Source organism: Polaribacter reichenbachii (assembly GCF_001975665.1).
GTDB lineage: Bacteria > Bacteroidota > Bacteroidia > Flavobacteriales > Flavobacteriaceae > Polaribacter > Polaribacter reichenbachii.
In genome coordinates this window covers 2,998,173-3,013,905 of the sequence record NZ_CP019419.1, presented here as the reverse complement: position 1 = coordinate 3,013,905, position 15,733 = coordinate 2,998,173, and the positions used below count along the sequence as shown (strand labels likewise).

Annotated in this window: 12 protein-coding genes; 7 read left to right on the top strand and 5 right to left on the bottom strand. The window is 29.4% G+C overall.

Translation table 11 applies throughout. The annotated features are described in order from the left end of the window. Positions 1–6 precede the first annotated feature (6 nt). Entirely contained in the window at positions 7–879 is an 873-nt protein-coding gene (locus BW723_RS12825; protein ID WP_068360376.1) for a TIR domain-containing protein, read from the bottom strand. Between the two features lie 463 nt (positions 880–1,342). Between BW723_RS12825 and BW723_RS12820 the strand changes: the two genes are divergently transcribed. Beyond that, entirely contained in the window at positions 1,343–1,984 is a 642-nt protein-coding gene (locus tag BW723_RS12820; RefSeq protein ID WP_068360379.1) for a DUF6266 family protein, read from the top strand. A 206-nt stretch (positions 1,985–2,190) separates the two neighbouring features. Here the strand turns inward: BW723_RS12820 and BW723_RS12815 are convergent, their stop codons facing one another. The 3 genes from BW723_RS12815 to BW723_RS12800 form a co-directional block, all read right to left on the bottom strand. Continuing rightward, entirely contained in the window at positions 2,191–2,562 is a 372-nt protein-coding gene (locus tag BW723_RS12815; protein ID WP_068360383.1) for a nuclear transport factor 2 family protein, read from the bottom strand. Between the two features lie 555 nt (positions 2,563–3,117). Further along, positions 3,118–3,531 carry a type II 3-dehydroquinate dehydratase gene (gene aroQ, locus BW723_RS12805; RefSeq protein WP_068360388.1) on the bottom strand — a complete coding sequence of 138 codons (414 nt, stop codon included), beginning with the start codon at positions 3,529–3,531 and terminating at the stop codon, positions 3,118–3,120. 74 nt (positions 3,532–3,605) lie between these two features. After that, positions 3,606–4,094, bottom strand: coding sequence for an outer membrane beta-barrel protein (locus tag BW723_RS12800; RefSeq protein ID WP_068360391.1), 489 nt, complete (start codon positions 4,092–4,094; stop codon positions 3,606–3,608). A gap of 336 nt (positions 4,095–4,430) precedes the next feature. Between BW723_RS12800 and xerD the strand changes: the two genes are divergently transcribed. The 6 genes from xerD (at position 4,431) to BW723_RS12770 (ending at position 13,779) form a co-directional block, all read left to right on the top strand. After that, positions 4,431–5,327 carry a site-specific tyrosine recombinase XerD gene (xerD, locus tag BW723_RS12795; RefSeq protein WP_068360394.1) on the top strand — a complete coding sequence of 299 codons (897 nt, stop codon included), beginning with the start codon at positions 4,431–4,433 and terminating at the stop codon, positions 5,325–5,327. Positions 5,328–5,438: 111 nt separating this feature from the next. Next, entirely contained in the window at positions 5,439–5,948 is a 510-nt protein-coding gene (locus BW723_RS12790) for a sigma-70 family RNA polymerase sigma factor (RefSeq protein WP_162274039.1), read from the top strand. Positions 5,949–6,040: 92 nt separating this feature from the next. After that, positions 6,041–6,955: a FecR family protein gene (locus BW723_RS12785; protein ID WP_068360400.1), complete on the top strand. Its 915-nt coding sequence runs from the start codon at positions 6,041–6,043 to the stop codon at positions 6,953–6,955. 157 nt (positions 6,956–7,112) lie between these two features. Next, on the top strand, positions 7,113–10,553 hold the full coding sequence (locus BW723_RS12780; RefSeq protein ID WP_068360403.1) for a SusC/RagA family TonB-linked outer membrane protein: 3,441 nt from the start codon (positions 7,113–7,115) through the stop codon (positions 10,551–10,553). A gap of 19 nt (positions 10,554–10,572) precedes the next feature. Beyond that, the gene (locus BW723_RS12775; RefSeq protein ID WP_068360406.1) at positions 10,573–12,300 is read left to right on the top strand and encodes a SusD/RagB family nutrient-binding outer membrane lipoprotein; all 1,728 of its coding nucleotides are present in this window, start codon (positions 10,573–10,575) and stop codon (positions 12,298–12,300) included. Positions 12,301–12,357: 57 nt separating this feature from the next. Then, complete coding sequence (locus BW723_RS12770) at positions 12,358–13,779, top strand: purple acid phosphatase family protein (protein WP_068360411.1); 1,422 nt, start codon at positions 12,358–12,360, stop codon at positions 13,777–13,779. Between the two features lie 304 nt (positions 13,780–14,083). On the opposite strand, the gene BW723_RS12765 is transcribed toward BW723_RS12770, so the two are convergent. Further along, entirely contained in the window at positions 14,084–15,670 is a 1,587-nt protein-coding gene (locus BW723_RS12765; RefSeq protein WP_068360416.1) for a purple acid phosphatase family protein, read from the bottom strand. Positions 15,671–15,733 lie beyond the last annotated feature (63 nt).

Genomic DNA, 15,733 nt, shown 5'->3' with positions numbered 1-15,733 from the left:
CAGTTTTTATTTTATTTTCACGTTGCGATACTCTATTTTCAAAGGAATTGAATTAACTCCATTTTCTTTGTAAACTTTCAAAACCATTTCAGTTGGTAGTTTTTTAAATTGACTTTTTGTTCCAATATAAAATTTAAGTGAACTCCAAGATTTAGGATAAACTAAATCAACATAGCCACTTGGAATAAGAACTTTATTATTAGGAAGTTGAATAACTTTTCTTTCCTCATAATCGTTAAGTCTCGAATCAGTAAATATATTTTCAATTTCAAGACCTAAATCGGAAATAGTATCCATAATCTTGTTTCCTGAATTATATAGATTTAAGGTGAAAGAAATATGATTTGTGCCTGCTAATTCGTCTTCATCTTCTATAAATGGGTGTAAATGTTCAATATCATTGAAAATTACTGTTCCATTTTCTTCAATCTTATTTCCGTCGTTGTAGAACTCAATAAATCCAGACTCATCAGCTCTTTCTTCATTTTTGTTTTTCTTAAACCAGTTCAGTTTTAATTCCAATGACTCACTTAATGTTCCGATATTGTTTTTGTAAATAATATGAGGATAATGTTTTAAGTCAAAAGGTATGTCTTCAGTTTTTTGAGTTAGTAATATCACATTTTTATTAAGTGCGTGTGCATATCCGGTTTCGTAAAATACATTTGGATTTTTATTGCTCAAATCTGCAATTATTATGTCCGCTTTTTCAATTTGATTATAAATTCTAGTAAGAATAGAACCTTCAAATATTTGTTCATCAACACGTTCACAATAAAATCCACATTTATTAGCTGTCTGTTTAATACCAAAATTGTAAATGTCATCGAAAGTACTGTCAAATGGCATAAGTACAAATATAAATCCTTCTTGTTTCATTTATTTAAAGGTGTTTCTCAAATTGGCTACAACTAAAGGCTAAATATAAAACAAATCTTAATGTAAAATAGCCCAATAACAAAAAAATTAAGGCAACAAAACACCAAGAACACAAGCAAATGGTTAAAAAAAGCCACAGATCAACCACCTTTTTATAGGTTTTGCTCCAGTTTGCTTCGGGTCTTGTTCGGAAAAGCATCTATTTTTAAAAAATACACCCAACCCTCACCCGAAGGAAACCCGAACAAGACTCGAACAAAACCCCCTAAAATCAAGAAAAGTGGTCCACAGAGGTCCTGAGAGGTCCACAGAGGTCCACAGAGGTCCAGAAAGGTCCACAGAGGGTCACAGAGGTCCAGAGAGGTCCAATTAGGGTCTGAGAGGTTCAATTGGGGTCATGTGCTTGGTTTATAGAAAAATAGCTTTTAGTTTTGGAGCATATTAATTTTAAAACCATTCAATTATGGCAACATTCGAAAAAGGAATCCTTGGTGGATTCTCTGGAAAAGTAGGTAACGTAGTAGGCTCTCGATGGAGAGGGAAAAACATCATGCGTAGTTTACCCCAACGTGGTAAATACACTCCAACTACAAAACAAGAGGAACAGCGTTTAAAGTTTAAAACCGTAATCTCGTTCTTAAGCCCTATTGTAGATATCCTAAGTCAGTATTTTGGGAGTCCGCAGGGCGATAAATCGAGATCTAACTTGGCTACCTCCTATCATCTTAAAAATGCAGTAGTGAGTACACCACAAGGTATGGTCATGGATTATGCAAAGGTGCTGATTAGTAAAGGAGATTTAAGGGGTTTAGATGGCGCAACCGTAGCTGCTGCTACTGGGCGTTTGTTAAACTTAAATTGGCAAGACAACAGTGGTCAAGGTAAAGCTACCTCAACAGATGCTTTAATGGCAGTGGTGTATGCACCAGATTTAAATTTGTTTTATAGCGGTACAAACTTGGCTACTAGAGATGCAACCTCTGTAAGTATTACTTTACCTCCATTTATGTTAGGATTCGAAGTAGAAGTTTGGGCATCCTTTTATAAACCAGAAACCAATTTTGCAGCCACTAGTACTTATCTAGGTGCAGTAACCGTAGTGTAAACTTTAAATACATAACGATACATGTTAACAACGGATAAGTATATGCGTGTTAGGAATTCATTTGGCAATTATGATGCACTAACACGCTTTTTTGAGTTATTTAAGACTTGCACTTGCAAATAAATCACAGATAGAAAGTCCGCGAGGTTTTTTTATGTAGCCTAGAACTAGCAATGAATTATATACAATATTGGCAAATGCCTTTTTTATAGCGCTTCCACTAGTTTTCTAGCGGTAACTGTGTCATAAATAATTTTTAGTTTATTAATCTTATTTTGATTATCGAATTCAATAATGTCTACTACATCAAATTCCACTTTTTTATTATTCTTTAAAGTCCATTTATAGGTAAAATAAAGAGCTAAACTGCTTGAGTCATTTTCTTCAAAAATTCCTTTTAAATGTAGTTCAGAATTTGCAGTATCACTATTCAACTCACGATAAAATTCATCTGCTTTTTTTATTCCATATAAAGGTGAATCAACCATTCCATTCTCATTAAATAATGCAACTACTTGTTTAATATTTCCATTTTCAAGGTGAGTTATATATTGCTTTGCTATTTCCTTTTTGTTCATTGTTTTATTAATTTTTATATTCTAGTAATTGTTTTCAGAACTTTGCACTTTGATATTAAGAATCTTACCTAAAATAATTCATAAAAAACTTAAATAAATAACTCCTATAGTTATTTAGAAAATAATGCTAATTAATTTTATCTATTGATAAATTACTACTAATATTCTTTTTAAATGGGATTTTCCAAATTGCACGAATTATTACATACAATATAGAACACCCTAAAATAGTACGTAATTGACTTCCATTGTCGTATTTAATATTAAGTATGGACATAATAAAAATAAATAGAATAGTTATTCCTACTGTAATCAATATTTTTCTCCCTTTATTCATTTTTTTAATTGGGTTTTAATTACTGCTAAATAATTATTAAGCTTAACTTTCACTAAATTAGAAGTAGCCTCAAATTATACCCTAAATATAAAACAAATCTTGTTTTAGAATATTTTGTAAAGAAAAAATAAAACACAACATTTATTCTAAAACTCCTTTATATGTAAGAAACTTATATCATAAAGTGCAACTAAAATATAAACCTATATTATCCTTATTTATAGAAAACTCTGAATCGCTAATTCATATCCTTTTAAACCAAAACCAAATAGTACTCCTTTTGCAGCAGGCGCAATAAAACTTTTATGTCTAAATTCTTCACGAGCGTGGGTATTAGAAATATGTAGCTCAACAACTGGGGTATGTATCCCTTTTACAGCATCACCAATAGCAACAGAAGTATGCGTATAAGCAGCTGCGTTTAAAATAATACCATCGTAATCAAAACCAACTTCATGTAATTTATCGATAAGTTCACCTTCTATATTAGACTGAAAATAAGACAATTCAACATCCTTATATTTTAATTGTAAATCTCTAAAAAAATCTTCAAAAGTTTCAGAACCATAAATTTCTGGTTCACGTTTACCTAAAAGGTTTAAGTTGGGTCCGTTTATAATAATTAGTTTCATAGCTCAAAAATACAATTATTTAAATAAAAAAAGGAGGCAAAATTGCCTCCTTCTAAATTTTAAATTTCTTTAAATTATAAACCAAATGTAAGTCCTAAGCCTACATTGTTAGCGTTAATACCATCATCACTTACACCTTCATAAAATAAAGATAAACTTGTAGCATTACCCACCATATAATTTAACATTGGTTTGTAATAGAATCCACCATCATTACCATCATTAATTCCGAATGCGTAACCAATTTTAGAACCTGCTGAAAAATTATCTGACAACCTGTAAAATGCAAAACCTGCCACTGGTAAAAATTGTATAGATTCTGCCTCTATAGTTGTACCTAAAACTTCATAGTCTTTTCCAAAATAATTTAAAAACCCTGCAGAAACTCCTAACATTAAATCGCTATCTGTTGCAAAAGCATACCCCACATCTCCACTTAATGCAAAAGAAGAATAATCTTCTACATCAGAAACTGGTATACCTCCATTTACACTAACGGTTAGCTGTGCATTTGCAGCTAAAGCACTTAAAACTAAAGCGAATACTAAAATTACTTTTTTCATTATTTTTATTTTTAAGATTATAAAGCAAAACTATACTAATAAGGTTGGCTATCTTAACTCAATTGCTATTATTAAGAGCTGTATTAATGTAATCGTTACTTCTAATTTATTAGTTTTTTTTAAAATCACTTTTAAATCTTCCTTTACAACTAAAAAACTTTTTCTGATAAAATTAGAATTTTGCCCATAGAATATCACTTTTATTTAAATGAAATTCAAGTTTGTAATAAATTAAGTTAATGATAAAAAAAATCTTTACTAAAAAATAGATGAAATAATTAGCATTTTTTTATGTAGGCATTAAAATAGATTATTTTTACCACGTAAAGTATTTTTATGAAATGGAAAAATGCCATTAGAGATTATCAATTATTCTTAAAAATTGAAAGAGGTTTATCGCAAAACACAATAGATAGTTACACGCGAGATTTAGAAAAACTAACCTTGTTTTTAAATGATAATGAAATTGACTCCTCTCCTATTGCTATTGATGAAAACCTAGTACAACAATTTATTTATGAAACTGCTAAACAAGTAAACCCTAGAAGCCAAGCAAGAATAATTTCTGGCTTACGAAGTTTTTTCGATTATTTGGTCTTTGAAGATTATAGAAAAACAAATCCTACAGATTTAATTGAAGCGCCAAAAATTGGAAGAAAATTACCAGATACTTTATCCGAAGATGAAATAAACGAACTGATTTCTGCCATAGATTTAAGTCATCCGCAAGGAGAAAGAAATAGAACAATTATAGAAACCATGTATAGTTGTGGTTTACGTGTAAGTGAACTCATTACCCTAAAAATTTCTGATTTATTTTTTGAAGAAGGCTTTATAAAAGTTACTGGTAAAGGAAATAAAGAACGTTTTATACCTATACATTATAATGCGCAAAAATATATTTCTATTTATATCAAAGATATCAGAAGTCATTTAACACCCAAAAAGGGATTTGAAGATACTTTGTTTTTAAACAGAAGAGGAAATGGTTTAACGCGACAAATGATTTTTACTATTTTAAAAAATCTAGCGGTAGCCATCAATTTAAACAAAAAAATTAGTCCGCATACTTTGCGCCATTCTTTTGCAACACATTTACTAAAAAACGGAGCAGATTTAAGAGCTATTCAGCAAATGTTAGGGCACGAAAGTATTACCACCACAGAAGTTTATGTGCATTTAGATAAAAGCTATTTAAAAGAAGTGGTAGAAACCTATCATCCTAGAAAATAAAAAACCTTCTTAACAAATTCTTTACTTTTTCATAATCTAGTTTCTTGTAATTTTGATTTGCTTTGTTTCATGCAACAACAAGCTGATAGTAATAATTTTTACAAAGAATTAATGTACAAAATAAAAAGCGCAGACGAGGCTGCTTTTGCTGTACTTTATGATAGGTTATGGCATCGTATGTATACTTTAGCTTTTTCTTTATTAAAGAATAAAGATTTATCTAAAGATCTTGTTCAAGAAGTTTTTGTAGATTTTTGGGTTAGAAGATTAGAAATAGAAAATAGTAATATAGAAGCTTACCTTATTAAAGCAACTCGTTTTAGAGTTTACAAAGAACTTAGAGATGATAAGTTTAAAAAAATAAATATCGATTTCATAGATTCTTTAAAAGCTCCTCATACAAATGGAGTTTTAGAAGAATTGCAATTAAAAGAAACAGAAACTTTAATTGAAAAAGCTATTAATAACTTACCTAAAAAACGTAAGCAGGTTTTTACATTAAGTAGGTTTACCTTACTTAATAACCTAGAAATTTCGCAAAAATTAGGAATTTCTAAAAGAACAGTAGAAACTCAAATTTCTCTTGCTATTAGAAGTATTAAAAGCGAAATAAACTATTAAATTTATTTGTTATTTTAATTTAATTGTAAAAAAATAAATATTTTTTTACGTGTGCACTACATTTTTGGGTATTTAATAATAGATACTCTACAATGACTGAAAAAGAATTTAAAAACCTTTTAGATAAATTTTTAAAAGGCACAATAACCAAAGAAGAAGAAGCATTATTAATTTCTTTAGAAGAGAAAGCTATACGCGAAACTAAAAAAGAACTTTTTTTAAATGATAAGGAAAAAAAAGAAGTTAAAAATGAAATCTTTAAAGGGGTTAAAAAACAAATAAAACCAAATAACTATGTAAGGTTTGCTATTGCTGCTTCTGTAACTTTACTTCTAGGTCTTGTAAGTGTTTTTTTCTTCAACCAAAATAACAATTCAGAGATAGTAACTTTTGCAAACACATCAAATCAAATAAAAACAGTGTTTTTAGAAGATGGAAGTAAAGTAATATTAAATAAAAATAGCTCTTTTAGTTATATAAATACCTATAACAATACTAGGCATTTAGAGCTTAATGGTGAAGCTTTTTTTAAAATAACAAGAAACAAAAAAAAACCGTTTATAGTTAAAACACAAAATATAAAAACAAAAGTATTAGGTACTAGTTTTAATGTTTTAAATAACGATTCTATAGTTAGTGTTACTGTAGCTACTGGTTTAGTAGAAGTTTCTGATACTCATAATGCAGTTTTATTAAAGCCTAACCAACAAACAAATTATAAAATAGCCTCTAAAGCTTTTACCACCAATAACAAATCGCATCTGTTTTTTACTACTTGGTTTAAAAAAATCTACAATTTAGAGAATGTATCTATGAATGATATTGCAGATTTTTTAGAATATAATTACAAAACCAAAATGGTATTTACCAATACAGACTTTAAAAAAATTAAAATGTCTATTACCATAAAGAAAGGCGAAGACATTAAAAGTATAATAAATAAGATTAATTATATAACTGATTTACAACTAACTCTTAAAGAAAATAATATGATAGAAATTAAATAAACAAAAAACAAAAAAAAGAAGAGTCTGCTGGCACAGACTCCTCAGGTAAAAAGTATCGAATCTGTAATAAAAACAACACTTATTAAATATTAAAATGAATTTTAAAAATTACTTATCTAAGTTAATTTTACTCCTTTTTATACTAGGATTAGTTCCAATGACAAGTTTTGGAAATAATCAAAAAAATATATTGGAGTTAAAAGTAAGCATTAAATTAGAAAATGCTAAACTAACAACTATTTTTTCAAAAATTAAAAATGAATACAACATTAATTTTTCTTATGGACAGAAAATTATAGAAGATTCAGCTAAGTTTTCAGTTGATTATAAAGAAACAACATTGTCTAATTTATTAAATGATTTATCTAAAAAAGGTTTCTTTAAATACCAAATTAATGATAAAAGTGTCTTAATAAAAAAACTGAATAAGAGTAACTTTCAACATACTGTAAAAGGTACTGTTTATGATGAAAACGGAAATCCGTTACCAGGTACTTCAGTTATGGAAAAAGGCACAAATAACGGAACAACATCTAATTTTGAAGGTCAATTTTCTATAACAGTAGCAAACCCAAATGCTGTTTTAGTAATCTCTTATATTGGATATAAAAATGAAGAGATTCAAGTTAACAATCAAAAAGAATTTAACATTGTATTAAAAGAAAATGTTGCAGATCTAAATGAGATTGTAGTTACAGCCTTGGGTATGAAAAGAGAAAAGAAAGCCTTAGGTTATGCTGTAGGAGAAATAGATGATAAAAAAATTAACCTTGTTCCTCAAGAAAATGTTTTAGGTGCTTTGTCTAGTAAAATTTCAGGTTTAGACATTCGTCGAGGAGGAAATGATTTAAATAACGAAACGTACGTTTACATTAGAGGTAAAACTTCTTTAACAGGTAATGACCAGCCTTTGGTAGTTATTGACGGATCTCCTATAGGAGATACCAATGTTATGGGAGATATAAGCGCAATGGATGTAGAAAATATATCTGTTTTAAAAGGAGCAAGTGCAGCCGCACTTTATGGTTCTAGAGCAGGTAACGGAGTTATTTTAATTACAACTAAATCTGGTAATAATACTAAAAAAGGAATTGGAGTTAATTTTAATACCACTACAACTTTTAACGCTCCATATAAATATATAGAGTTACAAAATCAATTTACTAATGGGCAAAAAGGTATTTTTAATGAAGCTACTTGGCAGCATTGGTATGGGGCAGAAAAAGGAACTACTGCTGTACAATGGAATAGTAATGGCGAAGAAGTGCCTTTAGAATTTTATGATAATAGTTTAAAAGATTATTTTAAAACAGGAGTTACTACTATTAATGATGTAAGTATATCTGGAGCTTATGATAAAGGAAGTTTCCGTTTATCTATTTCTCAATTAAGTGGAAAAGGTTTTACTCCTGGTACAGAATTGAAAAAAATTGGAGCAAATTTAACAACTAGCTTTAAAATTACTGACAAAGTAACTGTATCTACAAACATCAATATTTCTAACCCTAATTCAGATAATTATCCTATTAATTCTATTGGTGGTGACGACCAATATTTTGATATTTATAACATTGCACCACATATCAATATCAATGATTTAAAAGATTATTGGGTTGTAAAAAACACAGAACAACGTAAAATTACAGAAGGTTATAACAATCCATGGTTTTTTGCTAACGAAAGGGTAAACAAGTTTGATAAAATAAGAGGGTTTGGAAACATTAAATTAGATTGGAAAATTAATGAGGATTTTAATGCTATGGCTAGAGTATCTAACAGTAGTAATAGTAATAGAACCGAAATTATAAGACCTTGGTCTTACGATGGTTTTGGTACTAGTAAACCTTTTGGATCTTATAATATTAGCGAAAATAGTTCTAGAGAAACTAACATTGATGTACTTTTTTCTTATAAGAAACAATTAGGCGATTTTAGAATAGACCCATCTATTGGTGGTAATATATTAAATAGCCGAAGTACTTCAATTAGTTCTGGTGGAGACAATTTGGTTTTACCTGGTCTTTATACGGTATCTAATGTAGCCAGAGGCGGATTATTATATGATAGTGCTAGCTATAGAAAATCAGTTTACAGTGCTTACGGAATGGTATCTTTTGGGTATAAAGATTATGTTTTTCTTGATGTTACTGCTCGTAACGATTGGTCTAGTACCTTACCAAAAGAAAATAGATCTTATTTCTATCCTTCTGTGTCTACAAGTGTTTTAGTATCTCAATTTGTAGAAATGCCAAAATGGGTGTCTCTATTTAAAGTAAGATCTAGTTGGGCGCAAGTAGGTAAAGATACTTCTCCTTATTTAATTAACCCAACTTTATCTCAAGGATATTGGGGAGACGATTTTACATACTCATTACCTAGTAGTATGCCAAATACTAACCTAAAACCAGAAATTGCTACTTCTTATGAATTTGGTACCGATATTAAATTGTTTCATGGTCGTTTAGGTTTTGATGCTACATATTATAAAACTCAGAATAAAAATCAAATATTAAATGTGGCTGTATCTCCTTTAACGGGTTATACAAGTTCTACAATTAATGCTGGTAATGTAGAGAATTATGGTATTGAATTAGGTTTAAATATAATACCAATTAGAACAGAAGATTTAGAGTGGAATATGAACTTTAATTTTACCAAACAAGAAAGTAAGTTAGTTGCTTTAGTAGATGGAATTGATAGAGTTAATTTTGGAGGAGGAACGGATATGGGGTCTTTTACAAGAGTTGGTGGTGTTATTGGAGATTTATATGCACCTTATGTTAGAAAAGTAGAAGAAGGAGAATACAAAGGATGGAATTTACTAGACGCTAACGGTAGATGGGATGTTGATAGAACTAAAGAAAATCAAAAAAAGATAGGTAACTCTAATAACGATTTTGCTGTAGGTTTTAATACTTCTATTACTTATAAAAATTTCACATTAACTGCTAGTTTAGATTGGAGACAAGGTGGAGATTTTTTCTCTGAATCTATGAAAAGAATGGCTCGTTCTGGTAAAATAGAAAGCTGGAAAAATGGTATAAGTACAAGTACATTTACTGGTGTTTTAAATGCAAATTCTTTTAACGGAGATAGAGCTGCACTTGCAAATGAAATTAAATCGAATCCTATTTATAGAAATAATAATGTTTGGGTTGGTGGTAGAAATCAAGATTTAGGTGGTTTTGCTTACAACGGAAATTACAATGGTGCTTTCTTTCCTGGTGTTATAGATAACGGAGATGGAACTTATACAGAGAATTTTGGAGGTGAAGGAACTCAATTTTTTGATGCTTATAGAGTAGTTGAATCTAGTGGTAGTTTTTGGAGAACAGGAGAAACATTTATGTATGATGCTTCTTTTGTAAAATTAAGAGATATTACCCTTACTTACGATTTCTCTGATAAAGTAGCAAAATATATATCTGCTCAAAACATCTCTATTTCTTTATATGCAAAGAATATAATGTTATGGACAAAAGCTAAAATTGGTATCGATCCAGAGACCGCTTATGACGAAGGAAATCAAGGTTTTGATAAATGGAATCTTACTCCATGGACAATACCAATGGGTTTTAGACTTAACGTTAGTTTTTAATTAATAAATACGAAACAAAATGAAAAATAATAAAATAACCATATTGCTATTAATGATTATGCTTATTGCAACATCATGTAGTGAGTCTTTTGATGAAATCAATACAAGTCCAAATACACTTCCAGATACAGAGGTAGATATTAAATTTGTGCTTACGGGTGTCCTATCAAAATCTGCTCAAATTGCCACTAAAATGTCTTATGAATGGGGACATTTATCTGCAGCAACACAATATTTACAAAGAGATTTTACAAGTTATGAAGAAAATAACTATCAATGGGGAACCATCGATTTCTCTAATTATTATGAACCTTTAAAAGATAGCCAGTATATTTTTGAGAGAGCAGAAAATGAAAAAACAGATGAGGTCAAAAACTATTATCAAGCTGTAGCTTTAATTATAAAATCTTATCAATATGGGTTTATAACATCTGCTTTTGGCGATGTTCCTTACCATAAAGCTTTATTAGCTGAAAATGGAGGTGATGAATTTTTAAAACCAATTTATGATACTCAAAAAGAAGTTTTTATAGGAATTCTTAATGATTTAAAAGAAGCAAATACACTTTTAAAAAATACAGGTATAATTACAGAAGCTGTAAATAGTGATATAATGTATAATGGAGATGGTCAAAAATGGAGAAGATTAGCAAATTCACTACGTCTTAGATTTTACATTCGTTTGTCAGAAAAAAGTGATTCAGATATTAATGTATCATCAGAAATTGCTTCAATAGTAAACAATACAAGTGAGTTTCCTGTTTTACAAGATAATAGTGACAATGCTGTTATTTCTTATATTGGTACAGATAATGTAAATAGTTGGCCAGGTGGCGCTTTAAACTGGAGTAATAGATCTGAGTTTTACCGTAGAAAACCATCTTCTACCATTGTAAACGATTTAATTGCTCTAAAAGATCCTCGTTTAACTAAATGGGTAAAACCAGTTGATGTTCAGTTAGCACAAGGAACAACAAACCAAGTTGTGGTAGAAAATAATAGAGTAAAACGTTATGTAGATTTTGATATAGATGCTATTAATAGTGATGATAATCTAGAGAATGATATCAATACAAGTTTATTTGTTGGGCTGCCTATTGCTTTAAGCGCTCCAAACGATTTTAATTTGGGAGGTACACTTAGTGATGTTATTACAGAAATAGGAAATTTAGATAATAGTATTTACTTAAACGCTGCTGCAAATCCGCATGCTTCTTACCTAACAGACATGTATTCAGAAAATAATCATGAATTGGTAAAATCTATTTTAATGACTGCTGCAGAAGTACAATTTTTATTAGCAGAAGCAAGTTATAGAGGTTATATTAGTGGTAATGCTTATACGTATTACAAAGAAGGAATTGAATTGTCTTTTAATCAGTATCAAATTAACGATGGAGATAGTGAATCTGTTTATGACGAAGAAAATAATGCTTTAATTGCCTTTAATCAAGCTGATTATATTAAAAATGCAAAAGAAATTTTCGATGCTGCTTCAGATAAATTAGAACCAATTATTCATCAAAAATGGATAGCTTTATGGTTAACAACAGAGTCTTGGTTTGATTTTAGCAGAACTGGCTATCCAGAATTAAATAGTAACATTATTTCTGGAACTAAAGGACAACGAACTCCAATAAGGTTTATTTATACTGATGCTTACAATGAAGAAAATATGCTAAACGCTATTAATAATTTACAACCAGCTGTAAATGATCAATGGGCCAATATGTGGCTTTTACAATAATAATTTTTACAAAGCAGAAGTTTAAAACTTCTGCTTTGTATTTAAAAATCAAAAGAAATGAAAAAAACAGTATTTGTTCTTTTAGGGTTAATTGTCTTAACGGCATGTAAAACAAAAGAAAAAGAATCTCACCATCATGATAATGAGCATCATCTTACTCATTCGCATAAATCCTATAAGTCTGATGTTGATGCTCATAAGTTAATTTATCCATCTAAAGCTCCAGATAGAATTATTGTTAGTTTAACCGAAGATGCTAAACATAGTTTTGCGGTTAATTGGAGAACAAGCCAACAAATTGAAACTGCTTTTGTAGAAGTAGCAGAAGAAACTCATGGTCCTGATTTTCTATTAGATGAGAAAAAAAAACAATTTACTGCTAAAACAGAATTGATTACTGTAGAAAACACAAGAGATAAAGAACCTTCTGTAAATGCTGCTTATCACTCAGCAATAATAAACAATCTTAAACCAGGAACTGATTATGTTTATAGAGTTGGAGATGGTAGCAAAAATAGAGATACTTGGAGTGAATGGTTTCAAATAAGTACTCCGTCTACCAATGAAAATGAATCTTTTAGTTTTATTTATTTTGGCGATGCTCAAAATGATGTAAAATCAATGTGGTCTAGAGTAATTCGAAAGTCATATAAAATGATGCCAGAGGTTGATTTTATGCTACATGCTGGAGATTTAATTAATCATAGTGAATCTGATAGAGAATGGGGAGAATGGTTTTATGCGGGTAGTTTTATACATGCAACTGTACCGAGTATTATGACTCCTGGAAATCATGAATATGATAAAAGTGTTCATAGAACAAAATTATCAGCTTTATGGAGACCACAATTTACATTGCCAGAAAATGGTCCTTTAGATGAACTTAAAGAAACATGTTATGCATTAGATTATCAAAATATGAAAGTAATTTCTATAGATGCACAAAGTTTTAATAATAGTAAACACTCTAGAGAAGCTCAAACAAAATGGTTAGATTCAGTTTTGGTTAACAACACTAAAAAATGGGTAACTATTACTATGCATTATCCAATTTTTTCTACAGCAAAAGGAAGAGATAACCAAGCATTAAGAGAAAACTTAAAGCCTCTAATTGATAAATACAATGTAGATTTAGTCTTACAAGGTCATGATCATACTTATGCCAGAGGTTACGCATCTAATGAAGGTTTAGGGAGAACAATTGTACAAGACGCAGGAACTGTATATGCAGTATCAGTAAGTGGCCCAAAAATGTACGAATCTCAGAATCAAGATTGGATGGTAAAAAGAGGAGAATATGTGCAGCTTTTTCAAATTATTACTGTAGAAAATGATAGAATTGAATACAATTCTTATACTACTAAAGGAGAGGTTTATGATAGTTTTAGTTTGATGAAAAATAAAAATGGAAAGAAAACATTAACTAATAACAAATCTGAAGTACAGATGAGGTTAAAAAAAGATTTTGTAAAAAAATAAAAAATTAGTTCCTCTAGATTATACTTTTATTTTAAAAAATTTAGTTTTAGAGCAAAGAAAAAAAAGTTCGAGGTCGTCTAAAAAACAATTTATAGACGATTTTTTTAATGGCTTAATTTATAATGTGCTATTAATTTAAAATTATGAATTTAAAAAGAAGTAGTACAATTTTAAACTGTACAATTTTTCACATCAGTATCTCATAAAGTGTGTAAACTTAAAAATGAGGCTATCTTTTTAGACAGCCTCATCTTTCCATTAAAATTGATTTTTAAATATTCTTTAAAACCCTTTACGCAATAAACTATTTATCAGTTTTAAAAGATTTTACAGCAGACCAATCGCTCCAATTTAAAAATTGATCTCTATAACGAACTCTTACATAATAGGTAGTTTCGTTACTTAATTTTCTATCGATAAACTCATCAGTTAAATCATCGTCTTTTTGTCTGTTTTCTTTGTAGTACCAGTTTTCGTGTTGTTTCCAAGAATTGTAAATTATTTTAGAAAAATCTTTGTTTGTAGCCACTTGCCAATTAGTAGCTGCGTGAAAAGCATCTTTTTTATCACTTTTAAAAGTATTTGCTTTCATTAACATTTTATGAATAGGATTATTCGCATTCTTAAAATCAACTAATACAGGTGCATTTGGTTGAATCGTTTTCTTAAAAACAGTTATGCTATCTCTTAATTCGTTGTTTCTAGATTTAATATTATTTCCTCTACTTATTCTTTTTAAAGTAAAAGAAGGATTCTCTTTATCTGTATCTATAGTTGCTAAAACAAAACCATATTCGTCTTGTGTTACTGTAAATTCATCATAATCTCTGCCTTCAAATTCTCCCCAATTATCAATAGCACCACCAGCAGAAGCCACATTTACCCAAAGGTGTTTGTGTTCTTTAGATTGCCCTCTAGAATAGCCGTGTGTATGACCAAAAAAATGCAAACTTGGTTTATTAGATGCCTTGCTAAATGCTTCTAATAACTTTACAACTTTACCCGAAAAATCTTCTTCGCCCGGTATCCATAATTCTGATTTATGAGGATGATGTAATTGTGCAAATACAAAATCGATATCATCATTTTTTGCAGTTTTATCTAACAATTCTTTTAACCATTTTAATTGTTCTTTAATATCTCTATAACCGTTATTAGAGTCTAAACCAATAATTCTGGTATTTGCATAATCTTTAAACCACCAATGTTCTGCATATTCCGGACTTCCGTTTTTAGGAAGACTAAAGTATTTAAAATAGAAATCTGAATTTCTTTCATGGTTTCCTAAAACCGGATAAACTGGCACATTAGAAAATAATTTTTCTGATTGTTTAAAGAAATGTTCTTGCCATTGACTAAACACAGAACCAGTAACTACCAAATCTCCAGGAATTACAACCATTGCTAAATTGTCTGAAATATCGCCTTTATAATTTTCATTAAAATAAGTTAACACCCCTTCTTCTACAATTTCTGTAAATTTAGTAGGATATTGAGAGTCGTATTGCATATCACTCATTGCCACTAAATTTATTTTTTTAGAATGACCTGCAAAAGGTGGCGTTTTAAATTGATAAATTTTGGATACAGCTTTACCCGTTTGTACTTTATAAAAATAGGTAGTAAACCTTGTTAAACCTGTAATCGCTACTTCGTGTATTCTTTTATCTGTAAAATTGATATCTGAAGCTTTGCCAATAGCTTTGTTGCTTAATTTAGTTTTACTTAAACCCCAATAAACAATAGATTCTTCACCAAAATCGGTTTGCCACATAATTTTGATAGAATTGGACTCTGCATCTTGTAAATAAGGTTTTATTTCTATTTTTTGAGCTATTAAAAACTGAACTAGAAATAAAAAGGAAATACTTAAAACTCTATTTTTTTTCATCTTTTTATTAAATTAAAATAAGACCGCAATAAAATTACGGTCTTATAGATTGATATTTTACTA

What these genes read in the sequence shown, in the direction of transcription:
- BW723_RS12815 (WP_068360383.1), bottom strand. Translation starts at nt 2,562, where the DNA reads ATGAACAAAAAGGAAATAGCAAAGCAATATATAACTCACCTTGAAAAT.
- BW723_RS12785 (WP_068360400.1), top strand. Translation starts at nt 6,041, where the DNA reads ATGACTGAAAAAGAATTTAAAAACCTTTTAGATAAATTTTTAAAAGGC.
- BW723_RS12790 (WP_162274039.1), top strand. Translation starts at nt 5,439, where the DNA reads ATGTACAAAATAAAAAGCGCAGACGAGGCTGCTTTTGCTGTACTTTAT.
- BW723_RS12825 (WP_068360376.1), bottom strand. Translation starts at nt 879, where the DNA reads ATGAAACAAGAAGGATTTATATTTGTACTTATGCCATTTGACAGTACT.
- BW723_RS12770 (WP_068360411.1), top strand. Translation starts at nt 12,358, where the DNA reads ATGAAAAAAACAGTATTTGTTCTTTTAGGGTTAATTGTCTTAACGGCA.
- BW723_RS12820 (WP_068360379.1), top strand. Translation starts at nt 1,343, where the DNA reads ATGGCAACATTCGAAAAAGGAATCCTTGGTGGATTCTCTGGAAAAGTA.
- xerD (WP_068360394.1), top strand. Translation starts at nt 4,431, where the DNA reads ATGAAATGGAAAAATGCCATTAGAGATTATCAATTATTCTTAAAAATT.
- BW723_RS12775 (WP_068360406.1), top strand. Translation starts at nt 10,573, where the DNA reads ATGAAAAATAATAAAATAACCATATTGCTATTAATGATTATGCTTATT.
- BW723_RS12780 (WP_068360403.1), top strand. Translation starts at nt 7,113, where the DNA reads ATGACAAGTTTTGGAAATAATCAAAAAAATATATTGGAGTTAAAAGTA.
- aroQ (WP_068360388.1), bottom strand. Translation starts at nt 3,531, where the DNA reads ATGAAACTAATTATTATAAACGGACCCAACTTAAACCTTTTAGGTAAA.
- BW723_RS12800 (WP_068360391.1), bottom strand. Translation starts at nt 4,094, where the DNA reads ATGAAAAAAGTAATTTTAGTATTCGCTTTAGTTTTAAGTGCTTTAGCT.
- BW723_RS12765 (WP_068360416.1), bottom strand. Translation starts at nt 15,670, where the DNA reads ATGAAAAAAAATAGAGTTTTAAGTATTTCCTTTTTATTTCTAGTTCAG.